The organism is Corynebacterium imitans (assembly GCF_000739455.1).
Lineage (GTDB): Bacteria > Actinomycetota > Actinomycetes > Mycobacteriales > Mycobacteriaceae > Corynebacterium > Corynebacterium imitans.
In genome coordinates this window covers 2,165,556-2,183,955 of record NZ_CP009211.1, presented here as the reverse complement: position 1 = coordinate 2,183,955, position 18,400 = coordinate 2,165,556, and the positions used below count along the sequence as shown (strand labels likewise).

Here is an 18,400-nt window from a genome sequence, read left to right as displayed (position 1 = left end):
CGCTACAGTGGGTGGCATGCTTGGCGACGGAAACGGATGGGTCATAAGCCCCAACGGCAAAAAATACTGGGGAAAGTTCGGTGCCGCAGGCCTCTTCCTGCAGGCAGAGGACAAGATTCTGTTGCAGCACCGCGCCGCGTGGACGGCCCAGGGGGATACGTGGGGAATCCCCGGCGGTGCCCGCGATTCGCACGAAACCGCCACCGAGGCCGCCCTGCGCGAGACGGTGGAGGAGTGCGGCATCGACCCGGCACACGTCACCCCGTGCGAGGAGGTCGTGACTATGCGCGTGCCCGGCTGGAGCTACACCACCGTGCTGGCCCGCACGATCGATGGGGCCCCGCTGCCCGTGGAGGCGAACGAGGAGAGCGAAGAGCTTCGTTGGGTTCCGCTGGACGATGTGTGTGAACTGCACTTGCACCCGGGGTTCGCTGCCGCGCTGGAGGGGCTCATCGGGCATACTTGTCCGCATGATTGAAGTTCAAGGACTGACCAAACACTACGGTCCGGTCCGGGCGGTCGATGACCTCACGTTCAGCGTGAAACCGGGCGTGGTCACCGGCTTCCTGGGCCCCAACGGGTCGGGCAAGTCCACCACCATGCGTATGTTGCTGGGCCTGGACACCCCCACCCAGGGCACCGCGCTTATCGACGGTGCCGCCTACCGCGACCTGCCACAACCCACCCATCGCGTCGGCGCGCTTCTCGACGCCAAGGGCGTGCACCCCAACCGCACGGCGCGCAACAGCCTGCTGTGGCAGGCGCAGGCCGCTGGGCTGCCTGCCAACCGCGTCGACGAAGTACTCGGCCTGGTTGGCTTGACTGATGTGGCCGACAAGCGAGTCGGCGGCTTTTCTTTGGGTATGGGCCAGCGCCTCGGCATTGCCGCCGCGCTGCTCGGCGACCCGGAGTACCTGATCCTGGACGAGCCGGTCAACGGGCTTGACCCGGAGGGCATCCGCTGGGTCCGCGGCCTGCTGCGCGGCTTGGCTGCGGAGGGGCGCACTGTGTTTGTGTCCTCGCACATCCTCGCCGAGATGGCGCAGACCGCCGACAACCTCGTGGTGATCGGCCGCGGCAAGCTCGTCGCCGACACCTCGGTGGCCGAGTTCATCTCTTCCAACTCCGCGGTGACCACCCTGGTGCGCACCGCGGACGAGGCCGCGCTCGAGCGCCTGGCCACATCGCTGGGTGAGGTGCGCCGCGGCGTCGATGGGGCGCAGCGCGCGCTGCTGGAGGTCCCCAACACGTCAAGTGATGAGGTCGGGCGCATCGCCTTCGAGGCCGGAATCCAGCTTGCCGAGCTCACCGAACGTCACGCCTCGCTCGAGGATGCGTACATGCACTCGACCGAGGGCCACGCTGAATACACCGCACCGGAGGAACGCCGTGCTTAACCAGATCAACGCCGAATGGACCAAACTGCGCACCACGAAGTCGTTCTGGGTCTTAACGATCGTGGCGCTTGTGCTTTCGCTGCTCTACGGCATCCTGGTCGGGTGGTCCTCCACCTTCGGCGCGATGCCGTATGCGCCGCTGATGACGGTCTCGATCGTCGCCCTGACCCTTTCCATCATCACGATGGTGCAGGCTTCCATGATGGTCACCACCGAGTACCGATTCGGGATGGCCAGTACCAACTTCCGCATCGTGCCGAAGCGCTGGCAGCTAGCGGCAGCCAAGGTGCTGCTGGGCGCAGTACTTGCCTTTGTCATCGGGCTGGTGAGCATGGTGCTCGCACTCATCGCAGGTGACCTCACCGCCAACGTGCCGGCCAACTGGGCCACGAATAGCTTTACGCAGCGCTCGCTGTGGGCCGTGCCGCTGGGCCAGGCCTTGATCGTCGTGCTGACCCAGGGCGTGGGCTGGCTGGTGCGCAACACCGCCGGCACCGTGGTCATCGGGCTCGGCCTGTTGCTGGTGGTGGAAAACGTTGTCCGCATCCTGCCCAAAATCGGTGCGAAGGTCAGCGAATACATGCCCTTCGGTAACCTGATGAGCTTCATGCTCAACCAGCCGGGCGCGCACGAGCTGTGGGCGTCGTTTGGCATCTTCTGCGTGTGGGCCGTCGCGCTGTGGGGCATCGGCGTGTTGGTGCTGCACAAGCGCGACGTGTAAGCGTTATTGCAGCGCAGACGTCAGCTTCATCACGTTGTCCACATACCGGCGATACCAGGGCCGCCGGTTCCACCGCTCTGGTGTGAGCTCGCGGGAGACTGCAAGGTAGTTTTCCGCGAGCTTTTCTAGATCCCGGATGAGCGAGCCGGCAGTGACAAACAGGCTGGACTCGTAGTTGAGGGAGAACGAGCGGATATCCATGTTCGACGAACCAACAACGCCTACCGCCTCCTGCGTCTGCGGGTCCGCCAGGGCGAACTTGGTGTGCAGGATGTAGGGGGCAGGAAACTCCCAGATGTGTACGCCGGCCTCTAAAAGCTGCTGGTAGTAGGAGGACTGGGCGTGGTTGACCATGAACTGATCTGCCTTTTCTCCCACCAGGAGATCGACCCGGATGCCGCGGTAGCAAGCCGTGGTCACCGCCTCGAGGAGGGATTCCTCCGGCACGAAGTACGGCGAGCACAGGATCAGGTGCCCGCGGGCGTGGTGGATGAGTGAGTTAAAGCTGCGCAGGTTCGGCTCCGTCTGGTACCCGGGCCCGGAGGGCAGAAGCTGCATGAGGTTGACGTCCTCGCGGTGTGGTGCGGGCAGGGGCGCGGGTGCTTTCAGCTCGATAAGCTCACCGGACTCCGTGTACCAGTCCACGGCGAACAGCGACTCCATGGAGGCGACGATGGGGCCCTCCAGCTCGATGAAGATGTCCACCCACTGCCGGCCCGCCCGGCGGTGGTTCGCCATGAGGTAGCTGCGGTCGATCAGGTTCAGCGAGCCCAGAAAGCCGACGCGGCCGTCGATGACCACGAGCTTTCTGTGGTTGCGCAGGTCCGGCCTGCGGAAGCGGCCACGCAGCAGATTCAGCGGCAGCATGAGGTGCCAATCGATGCCCGCCTTGGTCAGCTTGCGCTTGAGTTCGCGGAACTCCGGGTACTTCATCGACCCGATGTGGTCAAAAAGCAGACGGACGTGGACGCCGCGCTGAACTGCCCGCTCCATCGCCTCGAAGACGGGAGCGGTGGTTTCATCCCACGCCACGGCGTAGATTTCGACGTCGACGTAGGAGGTTGCCTCGTCGATAAGCGAGGCGAGCCGCTGCATCACCAATTCATAGTCCGCCCAGGTCCGGCGCACCCGGCTGTACTGGGCGGGAAACCCCGTCAGCTCGCGGTTCAGGCGCAGCATCGAGGTGACGTCGGGGGAAAGCCGCGCGCCCTGCGGGTAGTCCGGCGTGGTGGTGAAGACGTCGTTGAGCAGGTCCGTGGCCTGCTGCTGGATGCGGTGGCGCCTGCGCGAAACCAGGGTGGAGCCCATCAGCAGGTACAGCGGCAGGCCCACGATCGGCAGCAGCAGAATGAGCAGCAGCCACGCGTTCGCCGAAGACGGGCGGCGGTTCTCCGGCACGATACCGATCATGACGAACTTGATGGCGTAGTCGATGGCCATGGCCACCAACTGCCAGTACGAAACGTCGAACGAGAAGCTCATCGGACCTGATCGTAGTCCAGCCCGCGAGTGTCATACTCTGCGATCACGGGCGCGTGGTCGGAGGCACCGGTGCCGCGGCGCTCGTCCACATCGACCCACACGCGGGTGGCGAGCGCGGCGAGCGGGGCGGTGGCGAGCTGGAAGTCGATGAGCATGCCCTCGTTGCGCTGGAAGCGGGCCGACTTGTAGTCCCAGAAGGAGTAGAGCTCCTCGTGCTCGAGCTGTCTCAAGCCGGTCTCGCACAGCATCTGGAAGGCGGCGCGCTCGGGTTCGGTCACGTGTGTCTTGCCGTCGAACCAGTCGATGTCCCACACGTTCTCATCGCGCGGGGCGATGTTGAAATCGCCGGTGAGCACCTGCAACTCGCCCGGGCGCACCGTGTCCTGCAGCGAGTAGAGGAACTGCAGCTTGTAGTCGTAGTGCGGGTCGCCGATCTCGCGGCCGTTGGGCACATACAGGCTCCACACCTCGACCCCGCCGCAGTTCGCGCCGACCGCGCGTGCCTCGCGCACCGGCTCGCCCTTCTTGGCAAAGCTGGGTTGGCGCTCGAAGTGGTCGCGCACGTCGCTTAAGCCCACCCGCGAAGCAATCGCCACGCCGTTCCACTGGTTGTATCCCACGTGCGCAACCTCGTAGCCGGCGTCGTGGAATACGTCGTAGGGGAATTTCGCGTCGGCGGCCTTGGTCTCCTGCATGGCCAGCACGTCGACCTGCTGGCGGTCGAGGAAAGCGACGATGCGCTCTGCGCGGGTGCGCACCGAGTTGACGTTCCAAGTGGCGATTCGCATGCCACTACTGTAGCTATGCTTGCCGACGCCCCGTTGTCCTAACCCAACAACCGGGCATAACGATGACGATGATGCTCGATAAAGCCCAGCTTGTGGTACATATCCAGCGCGATTCCGTTGCTCTGGCGGCAGTGCAGATACGCCGCCTCGGCACCCTGTGAGGCACCCCAGGCCAAAAGCTGGCGGGTCAGCTGCGTGCCCAGGCCCTGGCGGCGGCAGTCCTCGGCGACCTCGACCGCCGAGTAGCCGAGCCAGGTGCGCCCGTCGTCGGACTCAGTCAGCGTCGCGCGGGTCACCGCGACCGTCCGGCCGTCCCTGACAAGCTGGGCAAACGCAAGCTTGCCCTCGATATTGGCGGCCAGATCCAGCACCGCGTCCTCCGGCAGTGGTGCACCCCGGAAGTGGTACATCTCGAGCCACTCGTCGCTGGGGTGGGTATCCACGCGCAGCTGCGCGCCGGTGTCTGCGGCTGTCTCGGACGCGGCGCAGTCGGCCGTCATCACGAGGATCTCCTCGCCCAGCTCCCAGGCCTCCGGGTGGCGCTCGATCAGGCGCAACGCAGGCTTGCCGATGCGCTCGGGCACGAGCAACTGCAGCGGCACATCGTGGGCGTCGTAGAACTTTTTCAGCTCGTCGAGCGGCACCGGCTGCAGGGAAGCGGAATGCCCGACCGGGGTGGCCGAGTTGGAGCGCTCGGCGATCTCGGCACCGGTGCGGGCGAGCCAGCCGCATATAAGCTGCTGCTCCTGGCCCGGGAATGCGCGGGCTGTGGCAGCCTCGATGGCGCGGATGTCCGAATTGCGCACGGTGCGCGGCGACAGCTTCTTGATGATGTGAAGGTCCCGGATCTCCACCGCGTCCTTAAACGAGGGGAAACCGCCGACCTCTTGCGGGCGGATCACCAGCGGATCCAGGCTGAGCACGTGCCCGATGACGTCGCTGGCCATCTCGCCGCGACGCTGGCGCACCACGACGCGGTCGCCGACGGCCACCTCATCCGAGCGGAAAATACGCGACATTAGGCGGGGCGGCGGACCAGGAACGCGCCAGCGAGAGTCAGCAGGGCAGCGAGCACGATCAGGTTGCGCATCGGCGTACCCGTCTCGGCCAGGTCGCCGTCGCGCGTCTCCTCCGAAGTCTCGGTGGTGGAGGTGGTGCTCGACGTCGTGCGCGTCACCGTCGAAGAACTCGAGCTCGCCGAGGTCGTGCGGTTTTGCAGGATCGCAGTCGCCGAGGTGGTTTCCGAAGACGTGCCTGTGCCCGTGGTCGTTTCCGCCGGGGCGGAGGTTGAGGAGCTGGTGGCCGTGGTGGTCGCGGATGCGGTTTCGGTGCTGCTGGAGGTGCTGGACTCCGTGCTCGAGCTGGTCGTCGTTTCGCTGGTGGTGGAGGTCTCCTGCATCACCTCGGCGCGGTAGTACGGCCGCGGCTCCTCCGGCGTGGTCACCTCGGTGGTGGTTTCCTCGGAGGTTTCCTCTGCTTCTTCCTCTTCCGGCAGCCCGAAGACGATGCGCTTGTCGCCCTGCTCAGAACGCTCGATCGCGTCCGAGGCGGTGGTGCCCAACAGGCCGCCGAGTCCGCCGATGACGCCCGGGAGGTAGACAGCCTCGTCGTCGCCGAGGACCTCCTCGCGCAGCTCACGGACCGTCGCGCGGTCCTCGCGGATCGCGTCCTCGGCCTTGGTGAACGCCTTCTTCTCCTGCTTAGTCAGCTCGCCGTCAGGGGCGTTGTCCTTCGCGTCCTCGCGTAAGCTTTCCAGCTCGTCGGCGGCGTCGATGAGCTCGGTGCGCCACTCTTTTAGCGTTTCGCGGTACGCGTCCTGCGCGGCGACAAGCGCCTCCTCGTCCTCGGCCTCCTCGGCGGCCTCGATGTCCTCCAGCTGGGTCTCGAGGGTGTCGGTGTAGGAGTCGTGGAGCTCGTGGACGTCGATAAGCAACTGCTCCACTGGCTCCTGCGCCCACGCGAAAGGCGCGGACAACGCCACAATGAGCGTGCCGGCGGCGAGAGCTGAAGAAGTACGCATAAAACCCTTTCCCGACTGGCCTAGTGGCCGAACGGATCCTCATCAGTGCCCGGCAACCAGGTCCGGCCGGGCTCGGTCCAACCGTTCGCCTTAATCGCGCGCTTTGCCTCGCGCTTGTAGCGGCCAGTCAACACATCGGTATACACCTTACCGTCAAGGTGGCCCACCTCGTGCTGCAGGCAACGGGCGAAGAAGCCGGTGCCCTCGATCTCGATTTCGTTGCCGTGCTCGTCGAGGCCCGTGACCTTGGCCCAATCCGCACGGCCGGTGGGGAAACCCTCGCCCGGAACCGACAGGCAACCCTCGTCGTCCTCGCCGTCATCGCGCGGCATCGTCTTCGGGATCTCGCTGGTCTCCAGCACCGGGTTGATCACCGTGCCGCGGCGCACCTCGTCCCCGTCCGGGCAGTGGTACACGAAAAGGCGCAGGTCAACGCCCACCTGGTTGGCGGCAAGGCCGACGCCGTTGGCGGCATCCATCGTCTCGTGCATGTCCGCGATCAGCTCCTGCAGCTCCTCCACAGGCTGAGTCACCTCGCGGGTCGGGTTGTGCAGGACAGGGTCGCCGTAAATCACGATGGGTCGAATCGTCATGCCTACTATATTAAGCATGCCTTCGACCCTTTCCGACTCCGACCGAACACTCCTCGACTTCGAAGCCCGCGCCCCGCGTAGCCTCGGGGCCAAGGAAGAGTCGATCCGGCAGGAACTCGGGCTTACGCCGACTCGGTACTACCAAAGGCTGAACCTGTTACTGGAGTCGCCCGATGCGCTGGCGTACGCCCCGCAGTTGGTGCGACGGCTGCGGGCTTTGCGCGAGCGGGGGTGAGTGGGGGCGAATGGACCACCTGCGAGTTTTGCCTGGCTGTACTGCTCATGCGGGGAGTTAGCGAGGGCGTATCATAAAACTTTCCGCGCCGCATTTGGGGTAGTAACCACTACTTTTGCGTAGCAGCGGCGGGGTGCTGGGGGGGTAAGGTGAGAAAACTGAATAAATAGCCTATGTGCCGCAGTGATGTAGCTCATTGAAAGAGGTGGGGGAGACCTGAAGATGCTTAAAATTTGCTTAGACGGTGCAGGTTCGGAGCGCTGCGGGTGGACTGATTCGCCCCTTAAAGGGGGAGGAGGTGGGGTATAGCTCGCCCGCATTTGAAAGGGGGCCAAGAACCTTTATGCTTATTTACGGGAGAATCCAAACAGGTTCCCCAAGACCCACGTTTAACACCTGCATGTGTAGGGGCCTTCTGCCAACCGGGTGTTAGATTCAAGAAAGGCTATTCGCTCATGAAGAATTCTGCACTCGTTCGCTCCACTGGTGCTGCGGCCATCCTCGGTCTGGCCCTGTCGGTGGGGAGCATTGGTGTGGCTCAAGCTCCGTTCGCTGTTGCGCAGGAGACCGCCGCTAGCAGCCCTGTCATTGATGACAATGCCGATGTCACGCTGACCATCGATAAGCGCCTCAACCCGACCTCCATCGGCGGCCCGGGCACTGGCGTGGCTGATCCGAACGTCACTGGTAACCCCCTGGAAGGTGCTACCTTCACCGGTACTTTGCTTAACGTTGACAACGTCAAGCCGGAAGATCTGGGCAAGCTCACGGCCTCGAACTACGAGGCGCTTGGTGCTACCGCGACCCAGACGACTGTGACTGGCACCACCGGCGCGGAAGGCAAGCTGGTGCTGGATAAGAACGATGGTCTGGTTCAGGGCATTTGGCTGTTCACTGAGACGATCACCGACAAGGTCACCGACACCGTTACCAAAAAGACCTACGAGGCCTCGGAGGTCGCCCCCTCCACCCCGTTCATCGTATCCCTGCCGTACACCAACGCAGAACGTGACGGCTGGAACTACAACGTCACCGTTCAGCCCAAGAACACCACTTCCGGCATCACGAAGGAAGTCAAGGACGCCGATAAGAATGTTGGCGATGACATTCAGTACCTGGTGAAGGGCAGCATCCCGGTGATCCCGAAGGGCGAGACGCTCAAGTCCTTCCGCATCACCGACCAGCTGGACACCGAGAACCTCGAGAACATCCGCGCCCAGGTTGCGCTGTCCGACGGCACCGACATCGTCGAAAATACTGACTACACCCTTACCATCGACCAGGAGGCGGGCACTGTCGAGGTGAAGTTCACCGAGGGTGGTCTGACTAAGCTCGCTGGTGTTGGCGCAGGGAAGACCGTCAATCTGACCATCGACGCCAAGGTGAAAGCAATTACCGGCACCGACGGTATCGCCGTGAACGAGGCGAAGCAGTTCATTAACTACCCGGGCCAGGATAACGAGACCGAGACCACGTCGAACGAGGTCAAGACCTACTGGGGTCTGGTCAACGTGGTCAAGACGGAAGAGGGTAAAGAAACCAAGCTGAAGGGTGCTGAGTTCGAGCTTTACCGCTGTACTGGCACTGAAAACAAGAAGGATCAGCTCGACGTAGATAACAAGATCACCATCGGTGGCAAGTCGACCTGGACCACCGGCGACGACGGCACCGTCATCATCGACGGCATTCACGTCACCGACGTCGAGGATGACTCCAAGAAGATCGACAAGTCCTACTGCCTGGTGGAGACCAAGGCTCCAAAGGGCTTCGTCGCTACCAACGAGGTTCACTCCTTCAAGCTCGCATCTGACGACGAGAAGCTGAACACCGCCACCCCTGTTCAGTACGACGCGAAGATTGAGAACAAGCGCTCCGAGATGCCGAAGCTGCCGCTCACCGGTGGCATGGGTATCGGACTCTTGGCGGCACTCGGTGCCTTGATTGCTGGCCTGGCGGCTTGGACCGCCCGCCGCGCCAACGCTGAGGCTTAAGGTCCCAGCCAGACTGAGCGCATTGACCTCAGTCAGTTAGCCCGCGCCCTCTCTACGGGGAGGGCGCGGGACTCACCCTAGTTTTCAACAACCACCGGATAGGGCGCGCTGCGTCCAGCAAGGTACGAAAATGGTTCTGCAAGATACCGCGTCCGCCGCGGGGCCGAAAGGCGCGTCGAAGTCGCTTCCGAAGAAGCTCCTTCCTACAGTCGTCTTATCGTTGTGCGCCATCTTCGCGTTGCTCTACCCAGTGGTAGTTACACAACTGAATAATTGGGAACAAATGCGCGTTGCTGACTCCTATACCAAGGACTTGGATGCGGCCGATCAGGGGGAAATCAGCCAGAAACTCGCCTCGGCGCAGGAGTACAACAGGTTTCGCACGGCCGGGCCCATCTTGGACCCTTGGCTAGCCCGAATTTCCGAAGATAACGCTGACTACCAGGCGTACCTTTCCGAACTAGACACCCACGAGGTAATGGCACGCCTCGTCGTGCCCAGCGCGAACATCGACTTACCTGTCTACCACGGGACGAGCGAAGCGGTTCTGCAGAAGGGAGTCGGGCACCTCTACGGCTCCGACCTACCAGTGGGAGGAGAAGGCAGCCATGCGGTCCTCACAGCCCACACTGGCTTGACGAACGCCACACTCTTCGACCACCTCCCCGACGTGGAGAAGGGTGACCCGATATACATGGGCGTCTCCGGGCAGAAGATGAAGTACGAGGTTACGGACATTCAGGTGGTGCTTCCGCACGAGACAAGCGGTTTGCGTCCCACACCCGACAAGGATCAGCTCACGTTGATCACCTGCACGCCTTACGGGGTTAACTCGCATCGACTGTTGGTGACGGCCGACCGAGTGCCCTTCGATGAAGAGGCCGCCGAAGCCTTCGCTCCCAGCAAGCTCCACTGGTCCTGGTGGATGTGGGCGTTGATGGCCGCCGCGCTGCTCATCGCCGTACTGCTTGCCCTGTGGATTGTGAAGACCACGCGTAAATACAAAGAGACTCACCACCCGTCATCTTTGGTTGAGGAATAGATTGTAGATGTTTAGCTTGCATAGTTTTTCCCGCGCAGCGGCGGCCCTGTGCCTCGGAGGAATCCTGGCGGTATCTACGCCAGTGGCAGCCGATGCCAAGGTGATCTCGGGATACGCGGGTGCCTCCGTCCACGTAGATCCGTCAACGATCGGGGACGCGCCCAACAGCCTGACTATCACCCTGCCGAAAGGAAACCCTTTCGACGAGGTGCCTGCGGGGGAGCTTCCACCGGGCTCTCTGAGCGGTTACACTTTCAGCCTCAAACGGGTCGCTGGCATTGACATTCGGAGCCGCGAAGGCTACGACAGCGCTCTCCACTTGACCTTGGACGAAGCCCGGGACCGAGGTTTCACCAACCCAGCGTTCTCACGCGTCAGCGACGAACAGGGCAAGGTTCGTTTCGATGGTCTTCCCGCTGGGGCCTACTTGATAGAGGTTGAACCGCCCGCGCGCGCGGGCGAGAAGCACGAGGATATCCGCCCGATGCTCATCATCCTCCCGGCGACCGATGAGGACGGTAGCTGGCTTCACGAACTAAACGTGAAGGCCAAGCCTGAGGACGGTCCCAGCGATGTCCCACCCCCCACCGATATTCCCGATCCCAGGCCAACGCCCACTACAACGCCTACAGATACTCCCGCTCCGGGGCCGACGACCACCTCGACGTCCACTCAGGATCGTCCCCTGACCTCTATTACGGGCACTCCCGGGAGTACCACGAGCCCGGTGACCGGGCCCTCTTCCGACCAGCCAGGTAAGTCGACACTCCGCCAGTTGGCGCAGACCGGTGCGTCGGTCCTAGGAATCGTTGCGGTGGGAGCGCTGCTACTGCTCCTGGGAGGCTACGTGATGCGCAGGAATAACAAAGGTGAACAGCGATGAAGAGAATGGAAACGATGAAGATGTTGCGCAGCGTCGCCCGTAAGAGCGTAGCGGCAGCCTTTACGCTCATGCTAGTTCTTGGCGCCGCCCCTTTTGCGGTAGAGAACGGTAGCTCCACGCTGTCGACTCCAGCAGCCGAGGCTCAAACCACTGTCCAAGCCCCAGTAACGATCAACAGCGTAAACTCCGAATACAGCAATGTTTTCTCGGTTCATTTGGGGGCAACCGAGGCGATGTCGATGACGCGCCTGACTATAAATACCACGGAGAAGTTCGCCAGCAGAACTGATACCGGAGATCGGAGGCTGACCATCAACGGGAAGTCTTATCCAGTATCGTCGATTTCGGCGACGCAGAAAACCCTGACCGTCAGCTTGCCTGACGGAGTAGAGGTGCAGCCTGGGACCCCCATCGTGGTCCAGTGGAGGGCAGGTCAGGCCAAGGCCCCGAAGCTGTCGAGTATGACCGCCACCATGGAGGGAACTGAGCTGGCACCCCCGGAGCCGCCAGAAGAGGGTAATCCCACGGAGGCGAAGAACTTCCGCCCCCTCGGAAATGACAGGGAATATGACAAGTGCCAGACCGACAATGGCCTTCTCTTTTCGAAAACTTGGTGGGATAATAAGCAAGGCACCCGAAAGTTTGGTGGCAAGAGCGTCGGAGTTGTAGAGGTAAAGGTTGATGGCGTCTTTGACCTCGCCAACGCAATTAATACCGCTGATCCACGCCTGCAGTTGCGGTTCGGCTCCACTCAAGCGGGTTGGACCGAGCTGAAGAAGGACATTGACTACACGATTACGGTGAGTGGGGACAGCGTCTATTTCAAGCTCAACGAAGACCACAAGCGGGCCGATCCGAGTGTCGTATCTTACGACGTAGAGGCACGCATCCCCTTGAACACCACTCCGTCCGGATGTCAGATGACGTTGTGGCACCAAGGGCCCGAGTGGTTCAACCGCGATGCGGAAAAGATCGATGTCAATGCGCCAGAGACGCCGCGCGAGCAGCTGCTGGACTGGCTTCCTGCTTCTTCCCCAAACCCGCCGCTGCCACAACGCTGCGGCGGCAAGATCGCGCTTGTCTTCGACACATCCGACTCCATTGCTAGGGAACAAGGCCGTGGTGTCTTTGCTAGTCGAGACGCTGGCCTTGGGGTCATCAACGCGCTGCAGGGGACCGGCAGCCAGATGGCGATTTACAACTTCGCTTCGGCACCTAAATCTATCCCGGGTATGTCGACGGACACACTGAGCCTTAACAACGAGGACGACGTCCAGAAGCTGCGCGATGCCGTCAACGCTATCGCCGAGCCGTTCACCCGTAACGGCCGCGGCGGCACCAACTACGAGGCCGGCCTGAATCAGGTACCACCCGGCGAGTTTGACGTGGTGTATTTCATCTCCGATGGCCTGCCCACGACAAGTAAGCGGGATTATCCCCTCGGTTTCGATATCGGTACTCTGATCAACCAAAGTGACTTGTCGGCCGCGGTGAACGAAGCTAATCGACTGAAGGAATCGGGCACCCGGATCGAGACTGTCATGGTTGGTTTTGAACCGGTCAACGAGCATATCCTCAAGGACGATTACTTCGGACTAGGAACCGTCCAGAAACAGAAGACGCCGAAGACACCCGAAGCACCGGAAGGAATTGAAAAGCCGTGGCCGTACCTAGACGGTTACGGTTATCCTAGCTACTACGGTGAGGCGGACTTTGTCCGCGAGATCGTCACGGGTGGCGAGGTACTGATGTGGGACACCCCGGACGATAGCACCACCACGCAGTATGACATCACGAACCAACCGGAGATCTGGCGCGCGGCTGTGCGAAACACGAAGTCCATCGGTGCGGACATTTCCAGTGAAGACGCCGTCACCACCGTTGCGAACTTTGACGACTTGGTGAAAGAGCTCAGTGACCTCGTGCTCAAGGACTGTTTTGGTTCGATTAATGTGACCAAGCTCGTGTATGACGACGGCGATACCTCAACCCCAGGCGAGGGCTGGACGTTCGATACCTCCGTTGACAACGGGGAGAAAGACATCGTCGACGGTGACGATAGTAGTGGCCGCGAATCCAGTGTCACTGACGTGACCGGGGAAGACGGAAGCTACGGGCGTTCATTTGACCAGTCGGACGGCAAGGGCCAAAAGGTTACCGTGGTTGAACACCAGCAGGCCGGCTATAAGTTGCGTCCCGTTGGCGAGAAGAACGCAGTGTGTACAAAGAACGTGTTCGACGCTGCGATTGGAACGTGGACTAGCTCCTCTGCAGATGTCCGCAACGTTAACGATGACCCCACCAAACCTGGCTTCGGCGTGGACGTGCCTTTCCGCGGTATCGTGAACTGCACTATCGCAAACGAGACGGTAACAGTGAAAATTGATCTTTCCGTAGAAAAGGTTGGGTTCGACAATAAGGAGCAGGCGCTCGAAGGAGCGGAGTTCACCCTCAATAGGGTGAATGCGGACGGGACGCAAGAGTTAGTAAAGATTCTCAAAGGCACCGATCTGCGTGTCGAGGATCTTCAGGTGGGAGCGAAATACGAGCTCGTGGAGACGAAGTCTCCTCAGGGCTATCAGTTGCTGACCCGTCCGGTGGTCTTCTCTATCGAATCGGCTGACGATGGTAAGCCCACCATCGAGCTTGAAGGCGGTGCAGAGCAGTACCCAGAGGTCTCAATTCGCATCGATGAAAAGGACGAGAACCACTCCATCATGCAGGTGGCTGATATTCGTAAGGGCGATCTTCCGGTCACAGGCGGCCGAGGGCTCGGGGGATTGGTGCTGCTTGGCGGTTTCTTGACTGTCGCAGCCGCGCTTACCGGTCGGAGAGTACGCATCTAGCCTTTAGCGGTTGAGTTGCGCTGTCGCGAAGCTCTGTAAGGGTGGTGGCCCGGCCTCTGGTCGTGGTCACCGCACTGCTGTGACGGGCACGGGTAGATGGCGCAAAACACCGAGTCGTCTGCAGGCTAGTGCTACTACGGCAGCGACCAGATCCGCCAACTGATTGGCTTCTGCAGCGAGGCGATGCGCCCGGACTTCATGCATTAAAGCGTACGGTGCAGATGGATTCAGTAGGCGCGAGGATGCGGCCGTACGTACGAAACGCGCTCACCATCGTCAGCCATCTGAACAAGATCGGGGGCCGGAATGAAAGTAATCCTCGTTGACTCAGCAGGGTAACAAAAATGCCGCTGCGGAGTGTATATGATCTACGCAAGATCGTTTGGTGAGTGAAAAGGGAGGTGAGGCTGATGAGAGTTTCTGTCGAGCAGATCGCTAGCGGGTTCAGAGCAGATCTCAGCGCTGTGAGACGAGCTGTCGACCAGGGCCTCGTCGAACTCGATTCAGCTGGAACCTTGAGTCTTATGCTTGCCCAGGCACTTTCACGATTCATTTCGGAAGAATTCAAGGAAATGTTCGGTGCTGAGGTTGCCTTCCTTGGGGACGGACTCGTGTATTCCACGGACTCTGACTTTGACCGGGGAAATATGGCGTTTGCTGGTTTGAGCCTTATAGGCTCCAGCAACCTCGGAATCGTTGCGGGAGGCCGAGAGCTGTTCCAAGTGGAAAGTCTTGAGGCTCTTTACAAGGCTGGTGTGACCGAAATTTCTGAAGAGCTTGCAGAATACGGGTTCCTGATTCGCCAGAAGAACTTGAGTGAGATGCAAGCGCTCGCTGACGCCTACATGCTGGGAGATGCCCGCGTGCAGCAGGCGGTCAGGGATCGTCTGCTGGAGGGCCCTCGCTCGACGGCGTAGGTGCGTGCGTCGGCGTGTTTCCTGCTGTTGCTGATTCCGCAGGGGCGGAAGTTTGGGGCCTGGGGGACCGGCCAGCTGCCTGTCTGCCTTTCGGGGTTGGTGGGGAAGTCCCCGTGCTGAGAGTTCTGATTGCCGCTATCCGTACAGCTTGGATGGAGTAGCGCCACCTGGCGTTAACTAGTCCTCACCTATCCGGACGTTGGTACCAAAAGCTCGCATCTGACAAGTGATTGGCGTCTAAATGGAGCTAGCTCCATTTGGACCTGCGGTGGTCGTAAAATGCCAGGTCGTGTGTCGGCGGTCTTCCTAAACGGAGCTAGCTCCATTTGGACCTGCGGTGGTCGTAAAACGCCAGGTCGCGGGTTGGCAACTTTCCTAAATGGAGCTAGCGCCATTTGGGTCTACGGCGTTGGGAAAACACCTGGTCGCGTGTTGACGGATTCTCTAAATGGAGCTAGCTCCATTTGGAACTGTCTGTCAGAAGCGCTCCGCAGTCAACCGTCTCAGGACGTGGAAGGCACCCTGCGGCCCCGCATGGCCAAGATCGACGCCAACTTCCGGCGTGTCAGGGACGATTATTCCCTCAAGTGGTACTTGAGGGTCTAGAGTGGCGGATGTGAATACTGTGAACCCTGGTGATGGACATCGCGGACGAGACGAGTTTCCGCGCGAGAGCGACGAGTACCGTGGCGCCCACCGCCGCGCCGACGAGCCGGACGAGGCGTACGAGGACTACCAAGGCTACGAGGATTACGCCGATGAGCCCGAATACGTCGAGGCTGAGCCGGTCGAAGAGGCGGGCGCCGGATACGTTTCCGCCGACGAGGCGCGGGCGGGTTCGACTGCCGTAGCGGCTGGCGCTGGCGCAGCCGCAGCAGCACCCGCGGCGGCGCGGCTGCCGAAGCGTGGACTCGCAATGATCCTCCTGGCAGTGGGCCTGCTCCTGCTGCTGTGGGGCATCTTCGCGCTGGGGCAGAACAAGGACTCTTCCGAAAACGCGGCGCAGGAAACCCAGGCCTCGCAGTCTGCGGACAAGGGTGCTGCCGACTCCAATGCACCTGGCGCAAACAACGATGCAAACGCCAACGACCAGACCGCTAACGGCGCAGACAACAACGCCGCCGACAAGCCCGACGCCCAGAATCCGGCCGACCGCGAAAACAACCCCGACGCAGCTAACCCCGACGCCGACCGCGAGAACAACGCCGAGAACCCAGACGCCAACAACCCCGACAACCCAGCGCAGCCCAACCCGGCGGCCCCGGATCTGACGGCGCAGAATGCGCAGGTGTACGTCTACAACAACTCGGGCGTGCCGGATTTGGCGAACCAGACCGCGGGCAAGCTCGGCGGTCAGTACAGTGTCGCGAATAAGTCGCAGGACGCTGCAGCGATGAATATGCCGGAGCAGACCTTCGGTGTGTTCCCGGAGACCTTCGTCTTCTACAACCCGCAGGTCGCGGGTGCGGAGCAGGTTGCGGCGGATATTGCCCAGCGCGTCGGCGGTACCCCGCGTGCGACGAACGACCTGCCGGGTGCTGACACCCAGCTGCCGTCGGAAGCGCTGCAGAACCGCCACGCCATCACGGTCGTCCTCGCAGGCTAAGCAAAGCCACTAAGCAGCACGTGAAACCAAATTCCCGCGTTTTGCGCCCGGCAACCTAGACTTGGGCGCATGGATCCTTATCGCGATTTTGCACGATCCGCGGCGCCGACGCTCGGCGTGGAGTGGGAGGTCGGCGTGGTCGACCCGGACACGCGCGACCTGGTGCCGCACGCTGAGCGCGTCATCGAGCAAGTGGAGCGGGAACATCCCGGAACCCACCTGGAGCGCGAGTTCCTGCAAAACACGATCGAGCTGGTCACGCCCATCTGCACAAACACGCGCGAGGCCGTCGACGCCCTGCGCACGGACCTGGAGAAGATCCGCAGCGCGGCCGAGTCTCAGGGCCTGAAGCTGTGGGCGGGCGGCGGCCACCCGTTTTCTGATTTTCGTGAGCAACCCCTAAGCCCGAAGCTCACCTACAAGGAGATCATTAACCGCACGCAGTATTGGGGCCAGCAGATGCTGTTGTGGGGCATCCACTGCCATGTTGGCATCAGCCACGAGGATCGCGTCTGGCCGATTATTAACGCGATCATGACCAAGTACCCGCACCTGTTGGTCATCTCCGCTTCCAGCCCGGGCTGGGACGGTATCGACACCGGCTACGCGTCGAACCGCACCATGCTCTACCAACAGCTTCCCACCGCGGGCATGCCGTACCAGTTCCGCGACTGGGATGAATGGGTGCAGTTCATGCGCGAGCAGCAGACCTCCGGCGTGATCAGCCACACCGGCAGCATGCATTTCGACGTCCGCCCGGCCGCCAAGTGGGGCACCATCGAGGTGCGTATTAGCGACGCCACGTCGAACCTGCGCGAACTCGCCGGCATCGTCGCCCTCACACACTGTCTGGTTGTGTACTACGACCGCATGATCGACGCCGGCGAGGAGCTGCCCACGCTGCAGCCCTGGCACGTGGCGGAGAACAAGTGGCGCGGCGCGCGCTACGGGATCGACGCGCTCGTGATCACCAGTCGGGACACCGACGAGCGCTGGGTGACTGACGAGCTGAACGACATGTTGGACGAGCTTCGCCCCATCGCCGAGGAGCTGGACTGCGTGGAAGAGATGGAGATCGTCCGCGAGATCATGGATCGCGGCGCGGGCTACCAGCGCCAGCGCAAGATCTACCAGGCCACCGGCGACTGGAAGCGCGTGGTGGACGCCACCTGCGACGAGATGTTCGCGCTGCAACCACCGCGCTAGTCCTTCGGCCCCTCCGGGTCCACGCGCTTGGGGTGGTAGTCGGCGGGCCGATCGTTGCGGCTGAGTTGGCCCGGCCCGCCGTAGAGTCCCTCGCGGCGCGCGACGCGGCCCAGGCGCTGCGCGGTGACCGGGTTGGACATCAGCGCGAACAGCACCAAAAGGACGAGCATCCCTAAGTCGCCGCGGTGGTGGACGGAGAAATCGGGGGAGCTGACCAGTCGGATGAAGGTGCCCACGAACATGAGCAGCAGGCCGGTGGTCTGCGGCTTCGTAATCGCGTGGACGCGCGCCATGGTGGAGCCGAAGCGGACGGTGCCCACCGCGGCCGAGAAGACCATGAAGGCACCGGGGAGGATGAACAGGAGCGAGAGGGCGTCGAAAAGCAGGTGCCAATTCATAGTGAACCATCCCTCTTGCGGAAGCGGGCAACGGAAATGGAGGCGATGAAGCCGAGCAGGGCGATCACCATCATCACGTTGACTACGGTGGTGTCCAGCGTCCAGCAGATGTAGAGCGCCAGCGCGCACTGGAGTGAGGCGGTGATCGCGTCGTTGCCCAGTACGCGGTCCATCGAGTCGGGGCCGACGATGACGCGCCAGGTCAGCAGGGCGAAGCCGACGGCGATGAGCACCGCGGCGATGCCGAGGAACACGTTGTACACGGTGGGATCCAT

19 protein-coding genes are annotated in these 18,400 nt (G+C 61.9%); 11 read left to right on the top strand and 8 right to left on the bottom strand.

Features of this window, described 5'->3' with window-relative positions:
* The first annotated feature begins 16 nt into the window (after nt 1–16).
* Genes CIMIT_RS10260 through CIMIT_RS10250 form a run of 3 tightly spaced genes read left to right on the top strand, consistent with a single transcriptional unit; the run spans nt 17 to nt 2,118 of the window.
* The gene (locus CIMIT_RS10260; RefSeq protein ID WP_038594714.1) at nt 17–478 is read left to right on the top strand and encodes an NUDIX domain-containing protein; all 462 of its coding nucleotides are present in this window, start codon (nt 17–19) and stop codon (nt 476–478) included.
* The gene (locus tag CIMIT_RS10255) at nt 471–1,397 is read left to right on the top strand and encodes an ABC transporter ATP-binding protein (protein WP_038592554.1); all 927 of its coding nucleotides are present in this window, start codon (nt 471–473) and stop codon (nt 1,395–1,397) included. Before CIMIT_RS10260 ends, CIMIT_RS10255 begins: the two co-directional genes overlap by 8 nt.
* Nucleotides 1,390–2,118 carry an ABC transporter permease gene (locus tag CIMIT_RS10250; RefSeq protein ID WP_038592551.1) on the top strand — a complete coding sequence of 243 codons (729 nt, stop codon included), beginning with the start codon at nt 1,390–1,392 and terminating at the stop codon, nt 2,116–2,118. Before CIMIT_RS10255 ends, CIMIT_RS10250 begins: the two co-directional genes overlap by 8 nt.
* 3 nt (nt 2,119–2,121) lie before the next feature.
* On the opposite strand, the gene cls is transcribed toward CIMIT_RS10250, so the two are convergent.
* The 5 genes from cls to CIMIT_RS10225 are packed head-to-tail and all read right to left on the bottom strand — an operon-like array spanning nt 2,122 to nt 7,001.
* Nucleotides 2,122–3,600: a cardiolipin synthase gene (gene cls, locus CIMIT_RS10245; RefSeq protein WP_038592548.1), complete on the bottom strand. Its 1,479-nt coding sequence runs from the start codon at nt 3,598–3,600 to the stop codon at nt 2,122–2,124.
* Nucleotides 3,597–4,388, bottom strand: a complete 792-nt coding sequence (locus tag CIMIT_RS10240) for an exodeoxyribonuclease III (protein WP_038592545.1) — start codon at nt 4,386–4,388, stop codon at nt 3,597–3,599. Before CIMIT_RS10240 ends, cls begins: the two co-directional genes overlap by 4 nt.
* 38 nt (nt 4,389–4,426) lie before the next feature.
* Nucleotides 4,427–5,407, bottom strand: coding sequence for an N-acetylglutamate synthase, CG3035 family (locus CIMIT_RS10235; RefSeq protein ID WP_038592542.1), 981 nt, complete (start codon nt 5,405–5,407; stop codon nt 4,427–4,429).
* Entirely contained in the window at nt 5,407–6,408 is a 1,002-nt protein-coding gene (locus CIMIT_RS10230) for a hypothetical protein (protein ID WP_038592539.1), read from the bottom strand. Before CIMIT_RS10230 ends, CIMIT_RS10235 begins: the two co-directional genes overlap by 1 nt.
* A gap of 20 nt (nt 6,409–6,428) precedes the next feature.
* Entirely contained in the window at nt 6,429–7,001 is a 573-nt protein-coding gene (locus CIMIT_RS10225) for a peptide deformylase (RefSeq protein WP_038592536.1), read from the bottom strand.
* 16 nt (nt 7,002–7,017) lie between these two features.
* Between CIMIT_RS10225 and CIMIT_RS10220 the strand changes: the two genes are divergently transcribed.
* The 3 genes from CIMIT_RS10220 (at nt 7,018) to CIMIT_RS10210 (ending at nt 10,269) form a co-directional block, all read left to right on the top strand.
* Nucleotides 7,018–7,236 carry a DUF3263 domain-containing protein gene (locus tag CIMIT_RS10220; RefSeq protein ID WP_038594712.1) on the top strand — a complete coding sequence of 73 codons (219 nt, stop codon included), beginning with the start codon at nt 7,018–7,020 and terminating at the stop codon, nt 7,234–7,236.
* A 455-nt stretch (nt 7,237–7,691) separates the two neighbouring features.
* On the top strand, nt 7,692–9,227 hold the full coding sequence (locus tag CIMIT_RS10215; protein ID WP_038592534.1) for a SpaH/EbpB family LPXTG-anchored major pilin: 1,536 nt from the start codon (nt 7,692–7,694) through the stop codon (nt 9,225–9,227).
* A 130-nt stretch (nt 9,228–9,357) separates the two neighbouring features.
* Nucleotides 9,358–10,269 (top strand): class C sortase, encoded by a 912-nt coding sequence (locus tag CIMIT_RS10210; protein WP_038592531.1) that lies wholly within the window; start codon nt 9,358–9,360, stop codon nt 10,267–10,269.
* A 367-nt stretch (nt 10,270–10,636) separates the two neighbouring features.
* Here the strand turns inward: CIMIT_RS10210 and CIMIT_RS13005 are convergent, their stop codons facing one another.
* Entirely contained in the window at nt 10,637–10,801 is a 165-nt protein-coding gene (locus tag CIMIT_RS13005) for a hypothetical protein (protein ID WP_231910388.1), read from the bottom strand.
* Between CIMIT_RS13005 and CIMIT_RS13000 the strand changes: the two genes are divergently transcribed.
* From CIMIT_RS13000 to CIMIT_RS10185, 5 genes are all read left to right on the top strand, one after another.
* A complete protein-coding gene (locus CIMIT_RS13000; protein WP_231910377.1) occupies nt 10,754–11,152 on the top strand; it encodes an LPXTG cell wall anchor domain-containing protein in 399 nt (132 codons plus the stop codon). The two genes, CIMIT_RS13005 and CIMIT_RS13000, sit on opposite strands and share 48 nt — an antisense overlap.
* Nucleotides 11,149–13,998: a VWA domain-containing protein gene (locus CIMIT_RS10200; RefSeq protein WP_158407429.1), complete on the top strand. Its 2,850-nt coding sequence runs from the start codon at nt 11,149–11,151 to the stop codon at nt 13,996–13,998. Before CIMIT_RS13000 ends, CIMIT_RS10200 begins: the two co-directional genes overlap by 4 nt.
* A gap of 410 nt (nt 13,999–14,408) precedes the next feature.
* Complete coding sequence (locus tag CIMIT_RS10195; RefSeq protein ID WP_038592526.1) at nt 14,409–14,915, top strand: hypothetical protein; 507 nt, start codon at nt 14,409–14,411, stop codon at nt 14,913–14,915.
* Nucleotides 14,916–15,531: 616 nt separating this feature from the next.
* On the top strand, nt 15,532–16,521 hold the full coding sequence (locus CIMIT_RS10190; protein WP_144311847.1) for a LytR C-terminal domain-containing protein: 990 nt from the start codon (nt 15,532–15,534) through the stop codon (nt 16,519–16,521).
* Nucleotides 16,522–16,590: 69 nt separating this feature from the next.
* Nucleotides 16,591–17,727, top strand: a complete 1,137-nt coding sequence (locus tag CIMIT_RS10185; protein WP_038592520.1) for a glutamate--cysteine ligase — start codon at nt 16,591–16,593, stop codon at nt 17,725–17,727.
* Here CIMIT_RS10185 and CIMIT_RS10180 read toward each other — a convergent pair.
* Nucleotides 17,724–18,125, bottom strand: a complete 402-nt coding sequence (locus tag CIMIT_RS10180) for a monovalent cation/H(+) antiporter subunit G (protein ID WP_038592515.1) — start codon at nt 18,123–18,125, stop codon at nt 17,724–17,726. The two genes, CIMIT_RS10185 and CIMIT_RS10180, sit on opposite strands and share 4 nt — an antisense overlap.
* Nucleotides 18,122–18,400 carry a monovalent cation/H+ antiporter complex subunit F gene (locus CIMIT_RS10175; RefSeq protein ID WP_038592512.1) on the bottom strand — a complete coding sequence of 93 codons (279 nt, stop codon included), beginning with the start codon at nt 18,398–18,400 and terminating at the stop codon, nt 18,122–18,124. Before CIMIT_RS10175 ends, CIMIT_RS10180 begins: the two co-directional genes overlap by 4 nt.